Here is an 11,065-nt window from a genome sequence, read left to right as displayed (position 1 = left end):
ATCGTCGCCGCCGCGCTGCTGCATGATATCGGGCATTTCACCAGCGAATTCGGCACCTTCACCATGGACGACACCGAAGATCGCCACCACGAGGATGCCGGGGCCGAGGTACTGGAACGCTTCTTCCCCTCGGTCATCACCGATTGCGTCCGCTACCACGTGGCGGCCAAACGATACCTCTGCGCCACCCGCCCCGAATACTTCCGCCGCCTGTCCGAAGCCTCGGTCCATTCCCTGAACCTGCAGGGTGGCCCGATGAATGAGGATGAGGTTGCCGAATTCAAAAGAAATCCCAATCTGGAGGAGATCATCGCGGTGCGGTTTCTGGACGATGCGGGGAAACACGCGGGCATGGAAACGCCGGATTTTTGGCATTTCGCGCCTATTCTACAGCGTCTGGTTGACCAGCACTGCCAATGACGCATCAATGGGCTGGTTCAGAAATCCAGCCCCATTCGTTCAAGCCCGACGCCGCCCTTGCCAGCCCAGCAGGCTGAGGCAAAGAAACAGAACCGCCGCGACACAGACAATCGACGGCCCCGCCGGAGTATCAAAGATATACGCCGCCCGCAGCCCCGCCACGGCGGAGATTGCGCCAATGGCCGCCGCAATCAGCGCCATGGATTCGGGTGAGCGCGCCAGACTGCGGGCCGCCGCCGCCGGGATGATCAGCATCGCGGCAATCAGCAGCACGCCGACAACCTTGATCGCCACCGCGACAGTCACGGCCAGCGACAGGGTCAGGATCAACTGCTCTCGCTTCGGATTGAAACCGCTGGCATAAGCCAGTTCCTCGTTCAGCGTTGCGGTCAGCAGGTGCGACCAGCGCCAAGCGATCAAGGCCACCACCAAAGCAGCCCCGCCCCAGATCACAGCCAGATCAGCGCGTGAGACCGCCAGAATGTCACCAAACAGATAGGCCATCAGGTCGATGCGTACACCCGACAGAAAAGATACCGCCACCAGCCCGAAAGCTAACGCGGAATGGGCCAGAACGCCCAGCAACGTGTCCATCGCATAACCTCGCCCGGCCAGCAGAGTCACGGTCAGCGCCATGATGAGCGCCACAGCCAAAGCTCCGGTAAAGATCGACATCTGGAAGGTCAGCGACAATGCCACGCCTAGAATCGCGGCATGTGCGGTCGCGTCCCCGAAATAGGCCATCCGGCGCCAGACCACGAAACAGCCCAGCGGCGCCGCCGCAAAAGCCACGCCTACTCCTGCGAGCGTTGCCCGCGTCATGAAATCATCCAGCATTATTCCGCCGCGTCCTGAGAGTGTGACCCATGATCGTGGTCATGGTCGTGATCATGCCGATACAGCGCCAACGCGCCTCCCGTGCCGGTTCCGAACAAGGCCCGGTATTCGGGGGCCGAGGCCACCACCGCCGGGGACCCTTCGCAGCAGACATGCCCGTTCAGACAAACCACCCGGTCCGAGGCGCTCATGACCACGTGCAATTCATGGCTGATCATCAGAATGGCGCAGCCGGTGTCGCGGCGCACGGTCTCAATTTGCCGATAAAACGCTGCCGAGCCCGGTTGATCCAGCCCCTGCGTCGCCTCGTCCAGCAGCAAAACCTCGGGCCGGTTGATCAGCGCTTGCGCCAGCAGCACGCGCTGGAACTGGCCGCCGGACAGTTGCGACATCTGACGTTTCAGCAAATCGGGCACGCCTGCCGCCTCCAACGCCGCCGCACAGTCTTGGCGCGGCACCGGATGGGTCAGGCGCATGAAGCGCTCGACAGTGATCGGTAAGGTCGGGTCGATATGCAGCTTTTGCGGCACATAGCCGATCTTTAACCCGGGCTTTCGCGTCACCGTCCCGGCTGAGGGCGCGGTCGCGCCGATGATGGCGCGCAACAGGCTGGTCTTGCCCGAGCCATTGGGGCCGACGATCGTCACGATCTCACCCGGTTCGATGGTCAGGTTCACGTGATGCAACACGGTATTGCTGCCATAGCGCACGCTGAGGCCGTCAACATGGATCAGAGACATGGGCTCAGGCCTTCTCGGTGCAGGCGGGGCAGATGCCTTCGGCCTCGACCACGGTGCGCTCGATCTCGAACCCGGCGGCGCGGGCGGCATCGCCCAACGCGCCTTTGGCGGGGGTCGAGTGCGCCTCGGCCACCGCATCGCAGAGACGGCAGATCATGAAGGCCGGGGAATGGTTGGCGCCGGGATGGGCGCAGGCGACGAAGGCGTTCAGACGTTCGATCTTGTGGACAAATCCATTTTCGACAAGGAAATCAAGCGCACGATAGGCCACGGGGGGCTGTGACCCGAACCCTTCCTGCCGCAGCCGGTCCAGAATCGCATAGGCCCCCAGCGCGCGATGCTCCTGCAGCAGCATCTCAAGCACCTTGTGACGCACCGGGGTCAGGCGCAGGCCCTCGGCCTTGCAGCGCGCCTCGGCCGTGGTAAGGGCGGTTTCGACGCAATGGGCGTGGTCATGTTTCTGGAACCCGACAAGCGCCGACATGTCGGCGGAATTGGGTGTCGTCTCACTTGTCATGTTATTTCATATCATATATGTGGCTCGCAATGTTATAAAATCACACAGAGGGTCTGATGTCCAGAAAGCTTCTCCCCATTTCGATCACGGCTGCGTTGATGGGCGGTACTGCCCTGGCAGAGGTGCCCAACGTCGCCACAGATATCGCGCCGGTGCATTCGCTGGTCGCACGGGTGATGGACGGGGTCGGCACCCCGGACCTGATCGTACAGCCCGGCGCCTCGCCCCACGAATACAACCTGCGCCCGTCCGAGGCCGCCGCGTTGCAAGACGCCGATCTGGTCTTCTGGATGGGCGAAGACCTGACGCCCTGGATGCATGACGCAATCGAAACCCTTGCTGGCGAGGCCGCCGTCACAAGCTTGTTGGAGGCCGACGGAACCGTCCTGCTGGATTTCCGCGAAGGCGCCCTGTTCGAAGCGCACGCGCATGGTGAAGACGACGGTCACGACGACGCGCAGGAAGACGGGCATGACCATGACGATCATGCCGAGGATGAGGCGGGCCACGATCACGACGACCACGCCGGGGAAGAAGACAAGGCGCAGGATGATCACGACCACGGCGACGAGGGTCATGATGATCACGCGGATGAAGACGGCCACGACCATGATGATCATGCCGAAGAAGACAGCCATGACCATGAAGACCACGCCGAAGGTGACGCACACGGCCATGAAGAAGAAGCCGGTCATTCTGACGACCATGGCGACGAAGATCACGCTGGCCACGACCACGATGCACACGGGCATGGTGCGCATGACCCGCATGCCTGGCTGTCTCTGGATAATGCCGAAACCTGGCTGAACGTGATCGCGGCGCAGTTGTCGGCGGCAGACCCCGATAATGCAGGTGCCTACTATGCCAACGCCGCCGCCGCCCGCGCCGAGATGGAGGCGCTGTCTGCCGAGGTCTCGGCAACGCTCGACCCCGTGCGCGGGGGCAGCTTTATCGTCTTCCACGATGCCTATCAGTATTTCGAGGATACGTTCGATTTCCCCGCTTCGGGCGCGATTTCCCTGAGCGATGCGTCAGACCCCGGCCCCGCGCGGGTCGCGGAAATTCAGGGCCGTATTCGTGAAGAAGGTGTCGATTGCGTTCTGACCGAGCCCCAGTTCAACCCCGGTCTGGTCAGCACCGTGCTGGACGGGACCGAGGCCAAAACCGGCGTCATCGACCCATTGGGGGCCGAGCTGGAACCGGGTGTCGACCTCTATCCGCAACTGATCCGTAACATGGCGAAAACGCTGGCCGGATGCCTGTGAAACACCTCGTCGGTCTGACCGCGAAAAAACGGTCGGGCTGATCTCTGTCAGGGGTGGTGCAGGTTTTGAGTGCGCTGATTGTCGAGTGGCCCCGCCCCTGACAAAAATGATGTTCAAAAGGCCGCCGGAAACTACTCTGGCGGCCCTTTATCTTGTTCGATGAGGGTCTGCTCCAGACGGTCGCGCGGGGGTTGGGTCAGATCGCTCAGCGTGGTGCGCTGCCCATGTTCGCAAACAGATCAGTTCTGGTGAAACCGCCAGCCGTACCCAGCGACCTGGCTGGGCAAAACGTCCAGTTCCGGAATCGCAGGGTGCAGATTAATCTGATTAAAAAACTCAGGTTGACATAATCGACTAATTCACTCAGAAATCGCGCATCCAATCCCCGCCGACCTGCGGGGTACGAATCCCGATTTGACAGGAAGGGTCTGACCTTATGACCAAGTTATTCACCGCGACCAGCGCCATGACACTGTGCATTGCATCGGCAGCCATGGCCGAAGCGCCCTCGAAGGCGGATGTGCTGGACACCTATGCCAACATTGCCGAGGCCAAGTATGACGACAGCCTGATCGCTGCAAAAATCCTGCAGACGGCCGTCAACGCGCTGATCGCCGATCCGTCGGATGCCACGCTGAACCAGGCCCGCGCGGCATGGATCGCCGCCCGCGTGCCTTACCAGCAGACCGAGGTCTACCGGTTCGGCAACGCCATCGTGGATGACTGGGAAGGCAAGGTGAACGCCTGGCCGCTGGACGAAGGTCTGATCGATTATGTGGACGCCGCGTATGGTGGCCCGACCGATGAAAACGAATTCGCCGCCCTGAACGTCATCGCCAACCCCAGCTTCGAACTGTCAGGCGAAACCATTGACGCCAGCGAGATCACTCCGGAACTGCTGGGCGAGACCCTGCACGAGGCAGACGGGATCGAGGCCAATGTCGCCACCGGCTATCACGCCATCGAATTCCTGCTGTGGGGTCAGGACCTGAACGGCCACGGCGCAGGCGCGGGCAACCGTCCCTATACCGACTACGTTCAGGGTGACGCCTGCACCGGCGGCAACTGTGACCGCCGCTCCCAGTATCTGAGCGCCGCCACCGATCTGCTGGTCAGCGATCTGGAATGGATGGCCGCCCAGTGGCAGCAAGGCGGCGAAGCCCGCGCGGCACTGCTGACGAACGAGGACGCAGGCGTTGCGGCGATCCTGACCGGCATGGGCTCGCTGTCCTATGGCGAACAGGCGGGTGAGCGGATGCGTCTGGGCCTGATGCTGAACGACCCCGAGGAAGAGCATGATTGCTTTGCCGACAACACCCATAACAGCCATTACTATGACGGGCTGGGCATCCAGAACGTCTATCTGGGCAGCTACACCCGTATCGACGGCACTCCGGTTTCGGGCGCATCGCTGTCGGATCTGGTGATCGCGACCGATCCGTCGCTGGACACCGAGATGCAGGCCAAGCTGGCCACCACCATGCAGGCGCTGGGTCGCATCAAATCGACCGCCGAGGCCGGTTTCGCCTATGACCAGATGCTGGAGGCCGGCAACGCAGGCGGCGAAGCGTTGATCATGGGCGGCGTCAACGGTCTGGTCGATCAGACCAAAACCATCGAACGCATCGTCAGCACGCTGGAACTGGACCAGATCGAGTTCGAAGGCTCGGACAGCCTGGATAACCCCAACGCGGTCTTCCAATAAGTCACATTGGCCGGTTTTCCCCTCGTCCGGCCATCTACAGGGGGCGCATCGCACTTGCGCCTCCGCCCTCCCTGCAAATCACGAAGATTTGCGTCGCCAAACTGGACCTCGAACAAATAACCTACTAATTATGTAGGATATACGGAACTGATCGAATCGCCATGATCATCTGCCACTGCACCAACATCTCGGACCATGATATCCGCGCCGCCATTGACTGGATGCGCACGGCTGACCCTCAGGCCATCATCACGCCCGGCAAGATTTATCATGCCCTTGGAAAATCAGCGGATTGCGGCGGCTGCATGCCGCTTTTCCTAGACACAATGCGGGCAGATGATAACCTGAAAGTCCCCATGCAACTGCGTGCCTTGCGCACCGCAGTAACACAGGAGAGTGTCAATGAAGGGCGATCCCAAAGTCATAGAATACCTCAACAAATCACTGCGGCATGAGCTGACTGCGGTCAGCCAGTACTGGCTGCATTACCGGCTTCAGGAAGATTGGGGCCTTGGTCACATGGCCAAGAAAAGCCGCGAGGAATCCATCGAAGAGATGGGCCATGCGGACCAGCTGATTGAACGAATCATTTTCCTCGAAGGCCATCCCAACCTGCAAAAACTGGACCCGCTGCGGATCGGTCAGACGCCCAAGGAAACGCTGGAATGCGATCTGGCGGCGGAAAACGATGCCCGGGCGCTGTATGTCGAAGCCCGCGACTATTGCCGCGAGGCGGGCGACTACGCCTCTATGTCGCTGTTCGAGCAATTGATCCGTGACGAAGAAGGGCATATCGATTTCCTCGAAACGCAGCTCGATCTTTATGAAAGGATTGGCGAAGCCAATTATGCGCAGCTCAACGCATCGAAAATGGACGAAGGCGAGTAGCCTTCTTTTGCTGGTGGCCGTTCACGCGGCCACCCCCGCCCTGTCAGCCGAGCTGCAGGACCTGCACCTGAACACACTTCCCCGCACCGACGCAGAACGCGCCCGGATTTCCGGCGCCACCGCCGCGCCTGACGATTTCACGGCGCCCCAGCGGTTCGAGGAACTGCCAGCCGGGGCCGCAACGGTTCGCGTGCGCACGGATGCGGACGCATTCTCGCAACCTTCGGCCAATATCAGTTTCGAGCAGGAACTGGATTTCCGGGTCGGCAACGGATTGTTCAAGAAAATCTGGGTGTCTTCACCATCCTCGACCAAGGCATCGGACGGGCTGGGCCCGCTGTATAACGCGCGCTCCTGCCAGCGCTGCCATATCAAGGATGGGCGTGGGCATACGCCGAACGGGCCCGAGGACAACGCGATTTCGATGTTCCTGCGGGTCTCGGTCCCCGGCCTGCCCGAGGATGCGCCCGAAGGCATCGCCGATTACATCGCCACCCTGCCCGAACCCAACTATGGCCTGCAGATGCAGGATTTCGCTCTGGCCGGGCACCCCGCCGAATACCGGCTGGACATCACCTATGAAGAGGTCCCCGTGGCGCTGTCAGAAGGCGACACCGCGATGCTGCGCCGCCCGACCTATATCGCGGCTGATCTGGGATACGGGCCGCTGCACCCCGACGCGATGCTCAGCCCCCGGGTGGCGCCGCAGATGATCGGTCTGGGCCTGCTGGAATCCATCCCCGTGGACGAGTTGCTGGCCAGGGCCGACCCCGAAGATACGGATGGCGACGGTATCTCGGGCCGTGCCAATATCGTCTGGTCCACCGAGTTCGATCAGCCCATGATGGGCCGCTTTGGCCACAAGGCCGCAATGCCCACGGTGATGGAGCAATCCGCTGCCGCCTTTGCCGGGGATATCGGCATCTCCAGCCCGCTTTTCCCGCTGCCTCAGGGCGACTGTACCGAGGCACAGGTGCAATGCACCAACGCCCCTCATGGTGACGGCGATGTGCGCGTGTTCGAGATTGATGAGACCGGCATGGACCTTGTCGCCTTCTACAGCCGCAATCTTGGCGTGCCCGGACGGCGCGACGTGGATGACCCGCAGGTTCTGCGCGGGAAAGAGGTCTTCTACACCACCGGCTGCACCGCCTGCCACACTCCGTCCCATGTCACCCACCGGATGCCGGACCGTCCCGAGCACAGTTTCCAACTGATCTGGCCCTATACCGACCTGCTGCTGCATGACATGGGCGAAGGTCTGGCCGATAACCGCCCCGAAGCCCGCGCGACGGGCCGCGAATGGCGCACCCCGCCGCTCTGGGGCATTGGCCTGACCGAGCGTGTCTCGGGCCACACCCAGTTCCTGCATGACGGCCGCGCGCGGTCGCTGCTGGAGGCGATCCTGTGGCATGGCGGTGAGGCGCAGGCGGCGCGGGATCAGGTGGTTTCGATGCCCAAAGCCGACCGCGATGCCCTGATCCGATTTCTCGAAAGCCTCTGAGTGATGCGTACTATCCCCTTCGTCACCGCCCTGTTGCTGCCCTTGACCGCCATGGCGCAGGATCGCGGCCCGATCCTGGATGACGTGACCCAATCCCACATCCTGCCGCGCTTTGCGCAACTGGCCGAGGCCACGCAGCAGTTGAAAGCGGCAGCCGAGGCGGAGTGCGCCGCCGACGCGCCCGGGTTGCGCGATGCCTATCACGCAGCCTTTGATGACTGGATTTCCGCCAGCCACCTGCGCTTTGGCCCGACCGAGACCGGCGACCGCGCTTTTGCCATCGCCTTCTGGCCGGACACCAAGGGATTCACGCCCAAGGCTCTGTCACAGTTGATCGCTGCGGATACGGGGTTGGATGACCCCGACGCGTTCGCGCAGACCTCCATCGCCGGGCGCGGGTTCTTTGCGCTGGAACAGATGCTTTATGACCCCGCCTTTGCCGCCACAGGCGAGGCCGAGCAGCGCTGCGCCGTGATCCGTGCCATCACCACCGATATCAACCGCAATGCCGATGCTATCGCCGAAGATTGGCAATCCTATGCGCTGGTGCTGACGCAACCCGGCGCGGACAGCCCCTATCGGTCCGACGAGGAAGCCTTACAGGAGCTGTTCAAGGCGCTCAGCGCCGGGCTGCAATTCACCTCGGAAACGCGGCTGGGACGTCCGCTGGGCACGTTCGACCGCCCCCGCCCCAACCGGGCCGAGGCGCGCCGGTCCGGCCGCGCGTTGCGCCATGTCGAACTGTCGCTGGTGGCGCTGCGCGACCTTGCGGCGCGCCTGTCTGTCGATCATCCCGATATCGCCACATCGCTGGACGCCGGTTTCAACAAGGCCATCACCCGCGCGCAGAAGCTTGAAGACCCCGTGCTGGCCGGTGTCGCCACCCCGCAAGGACGGCTTCGGGTCGAGGCACTGCAACAAGAGATCAACGATCTGCGGGCCATCGTCGCGACTGAGCTTGGCCCGACCCTTGGCATCAGCGCCGGGTTCAACTCGCTGGACGGAGACTGACCGATGACCACCCGTCGCCATTTCCTTGCCGGTCTCGCCGCCGCCACTCTGACCCCGGTCCGGGGATGGAGCGCAGCGGGTGCGCCCGATTTTCTGGCAGCCGGGTTGTTTCCGGATGGTTTCTATCGGCTGGCCGGGCTGGATGCGGGCGGGACGATCCTGTTCTCGCTGCCCCTGCCCGGACGCGGCCATGCCGCCGCCGCCCATCCGCACCGGACACTGGCCGTGGCCTTTGCCCGCCGACCCGGCACCTTTGCACAGGTCATCGACTGCACCTCGGGCACCGTGACCCGGCAGCTGCACGCGCCCGAAGGGCGGCATTTCTACGGCCACGGCGTCTTTACCGCCGACGGGGATCAGTTCTTCACCACCGAAAACGACTATGAGGCCGGAACCGGCGTGATCGGTGTCTGGGACACGGCCACCTTCACCCGTATCGGAGAGTTTTCGTCAGGCGGTATCGGCCCGCATGACATGCGGCTGATGCCGGACGGGGACACTCTGGTCATCGCCAATGGCGGCATCGAAACCCATCCCGATACCGGGCGCAGCAAGTTGAACATCCCGACCATGCAGCCCCGGCTGACCTATCTGGACCTGTCGGGTGCGGTGCTGGAACACGTGGAACTGCCACAGGCGCTGCACAAGAACTCGATCCGCCATCTTGCTGTGCGCGCGGACGGGCTGGTCGGCTTTGCGATGCAATGGCAGGGCGACCTGACCGAGCACCCGCCGCTGCTGGGCCTGCACCGCCGGGGCGAAGCGCCCCGGCTGCTGACCGCACCAGAGGCGGATCAAAGCACCCTGCAAGGCTATGCCGGTTCCATTGCCTTTGCCGCCGGGGGCGACGCGATTGCCATCACCTGCCCGCGTGGCGACGCCTTGCACCTGTTTGATGTGGACCGTGGCACCCTGATCGCAGCTCATGCCCTGACCGATGTCTGCGGGCTGGGCACCGGGCCGGACGGGCTGATCTTTACCACCGGGACCGGCCAATTCGGTACGGCTCAGGGGAGACGGGCGAAAACTCTGTCAGCGCTCGACTGCCAATGGGACAACCACCTGATCCCCATCCGCGCCTTCGGCTGAAACCCGGCAAGCGCCGTTCAAACAGTTTATACTTGGACGAATCAAGCTGCTGCCGTATTGGCGGGCGCGAAACCGGCACCCTGACCAGCAAGGATCGACCTGATTGAAACACACGCCCACCGCACCACATTCCATCTACGGGGTTGAGAAATGGGGCAAAGGCCTCATCGAGGTGACGGAACAGGGCGAGATCGGCCTGCGCAACCCATTGGCGCCACAGGCCGATGCGATCAGCCTGCCGGGTATCCTGCACGATCTGGATCAGCGCGGCATCAAATCGCCGATGGTCCTGCGCATCAGTTCCTATCTGGAACACGAGGTTGCCCATATCAACGACAGCTTCGCTGAGGCCATCGCCCGCACCGGATACAAGGGCAACTATCGCGGCGTCTTCCCGATCAAGGTCAACCAACAGGCGCAGGTGGTCGATCGGATCGTCGAGTTTGGCCATAAATACAATTACGGGCTTGAGGCCGGATCGAAACCCGAACTGGTGATCGCGCTGGCCCACCGACTGGCAAGCGAAGCGCTGATCGTCTGCAACGGCGTCAAGGATACCGAATTTGTCCAACTGGCCATCCTCAGCCGCAAGATCGGCTTCAACACGGTCATTGTGCTGGAAAGCCCGAAAGAGGCCGACACGGTGATCGAGGTCTATAACGAGCTAGGCATCGAACCCCTGCTCGGCGTGCGGGTGAAGCTAACCAACCAGATCAGTGGTAAATGGGAGGAAAGCTCGGGCGACCGGTCGGCCTTTGGCATGAACACTGACCAGTTGGTTGCCACCGTGGACAAGCTGAAAGCCGCCGGTCTGTTGCATTGCCTGAAGCTGCAGCACTCGCATCTTGGATCACAGGTGCAGGACGTCAACGACGTGCGCCGCGCGGTGGGCGAGGCATGCCGCTATTACTCGGAACTCACCCGCGAAGGCGTGCCGCTGACCCATCTGGACCTCGGCGGCGGCATGGGCGTGGACTATACCGGTGAAAAGAAGGCCGCCGAGAACTCGATCAACTACACGGTCGCGGAATACTGCGCCAATGTGGTCGAAACCGTGGCCTATGCGATGGATGAGGCCGGGGTGGACCA

Annotated in this window: 12 protein-coding genes; 9 read left to right on the top strand and 3 right to left on the bottom strand. The window is 62.4% G+C overall.

What is annotated here, in order from left to right; all coding sequences use genetic code 11:
* The coding region (locus tag MPJ51_RS16645; RefSeq protein ID WP_298388995.1) for an HD domain-containing protein at positions 1–420 on the top strand (420 nt) is incomplete at its 5' end.
* Positions 421–459: 39 nt separating this feature from the next.
* Here MPJ51_RS16645 and MPJ51_RS16640 read toward each other — a convergent pair.
* Genes MPJ51_RS16640 through MPJ51_RS16630 form a run of 3 tightly spaced genes read right to left on the bottom strand, consistent with a single transcriptional unit; the run spans position 460 to position 2,514 of the window.
* Positions 460–1,257, bottom strand: coding sequence for an iron chelate uptake ABC transporter family permease subunit (locus MPJ51_RS16640; protein WP_298388994.1), 798 nt, complete (start codon positions 1,255–1,257; stop codon positions 460–462).
* Positions 1,257–1,997 carry a metal ABC transporter ATP-binding protein gene (locus MPJ51_RS16635; protein ID WP_298388992.1) on the bottom strand — a complete coding sequence of 247 codons (741 nt, stop codon included), beginning with the start codon at positions 1,995–1,997 and terminating at the stop codon, positions 1,257–1,259. Before MPJ51_RS16635 ends, MPJ51_RS16640 begins: the two co-directional genes overlap by 1 nt.
* Before the next feature lie 4 nt (positions 1,998–2,001).
* A complete protein-coding gene (locus MPJ51_RS16630; RefSeq protein ID WP_298388990.1) occupies positions 2,002–2,514 on the bottom strand; it encodes a transcriptional repressor in 513 nt (170 codons plus the stop codon).
* A gap of 56 nt (positions 2,515–2,570) precedes the next feature.
* Here MPJ51_RS16630 and MPJ51_RS16625 point away from each other — a divergent pair, with 56 nt between their 5' ends.
* The 8 genes from MPJ51_RS16625 to speA form a co-directional block, all read left to right on the top strand.
* Entirely contained in the window at positions 2,571–3,779 is a 1,209-nt protein-coding gene (locus MPJ51_RS16625) for a zinc ABC transporter substrate-binding protein (RefSeq protein WP_298388988.1), read from the top strand.
* A gap of 436 nt (positions 3,780–4,215) precedes the next feature.
* Complete coding sequence (locus MPJ51_RS16620; RefSeq protein ID WP_298388986.1) at positions 4,216–5,484, top strand: imelysin family protein; 1,269 nt, start codon at positions 4,216–4,218, stop codon at positions 5,482–5,484.
* Between the two features lie 161 nt (positions 5,485–5,645).
* Positions 5,646–5,939, top strand: a complete 294-nt coding sequence (locus MPJ51_RS16615) for a (2Fe-2S)-binding protein (protein WP_298388984.1) — start codon at positions 5,646–5,648, stop codon at positions 5,937–5,939.
* Positions 5,887–6,372 (top strand): bacterioferritin, encoded by a 486-nt coding sequence (bfr, locus tag MPJ51_RS16610; protein WP_298388982.1) that lies wholly within the window; start codon positions 5,887–5,889, stop codon positions 6,370–6,372. Before MPJ51_RS16615 ends, bfr begins: the two co-directional genes overlap by 53 nt.
* Before the next feature lie 13 nt (positions 6,373–6,385).
* Positions 6,386–7,876, top strand: coding sequence for a di-heme oxidoredictase family protein (locus MPJ51_RS16605; RefSeq protein ID WP_298389036.1), 1,491 nt, complete (start codon positions 6,386–6,388; stop codon positions 7,874–7,876).
* Between the two features lie 3 nt (positions 7,877–7,879).
* Positions 7,880–8,887, top strand: a complete 1,008-nt coding sequence (locus tag MPJ51_RS16600; RefSeq protein WP_298388980.1) for an imelysin family protein — start codon at positions 7,880–7,882, stop codon at positions 8,885–8,887.
* A gap of 3 nt (positions 8,888–8,890) precedes the next feature.
* Entirely contained in the window at positions 8,891–9,976 is a 1,086-nt protein-coding gene (locus MPJ51_RS16595; RefSeq protein WP_298388978.1) for a DUF1513 domain-containing protein, read from the top strand.
* Positions 9,977–10,079: 103 nt separating this feature from the next.
* The coding region (gene speA, locus MPJ51_RS16590) for a biosynthetic arginine decarboxylase (RefSeq protein WP_298388976.1) at positions 10,080–11,065 on the top strand (986 nt) is incomplete at its 3' end.

The organism is Ruegeria sp. (genome assembly GCF_028066395.1).
Classification (GTDB): Bacteria; Pseudomonadota; Alphaproteobacteria; order Rhodobacterales; family Rhodobacteraceae; genus Ruegeria.
Note: the sequence above shows the minus strand (reverse complement) of the source record. Positions and strands in the feature narration are given on the sequence as shown.

Excerpts from the sequence above, each read along its gene's own strand:
- MPJ51_RS16600 (WP_298388980.1), top strand. The coding sequence starts at position 7,880 with ATGCGTACTATCCCCTTCGTCACCGCCCTGTTGCTGCCCTTGACCGCC.
- bfr (WP_298388982.1), top strand. The coding sequence starts at position 5,887 with ATGAAGGGCGATCCCAAAGTCATAGAATACCTCAACAAATCACTGCGG.
- MPJ51_RS16630 (WP_298388990.1), bottom strand. The coding sequence starts at position 2,514 with ATGACAAGTGAGACGACACCCAATTCCGCCGACATGTCGGCGCTTGTC.
- MPJ51_RS16615 (WP_298388984.1), top strand. The coding sequence starts at position 5,646 with ATGATCATCTGCCACTGCACCAACATCTCGGACCATGATATCCGCGCC.
- MPJ51_RS16595 (WP_298388978.1), top strand. The coding sequence starts at position 8,891 with ATGACCACCCGTCGCCATTTCCTTGCCGGTCTCGCCGCCGCCACTCTG.
- MPJ51_RS16635 (WP_298388992.1), bottom strand. The coding sequence starts at position 1,997 with ATGTCTCTGATCCATGTTGACGGCCTCAGCGTGCGCTATGGCAGCAAT.
- MPJ51_RS16640 (WP_298388994.1), bottom strand. The coding sequence starts at position 1,257 with ATGCTGGATGATTTCATGACGCGGGCAACGCTCGCAGGAGTAGGCGTG.
- MPJ51_RS16625 (WP_298388988.1), top strand. The coding sequence starts at position 2,571 with ATGTCCAGAAAGCTTCTCCCCATTTCGATCACGGCTGCGTTGATGGGC.
- MPJ51_RS16620 (WP_298388986.1), top strand. The coding sequence starts at position 4,216 with ATGACCAAGTTATTCACCGCGACCAGCGCCATGACACTGTGCATTGCA.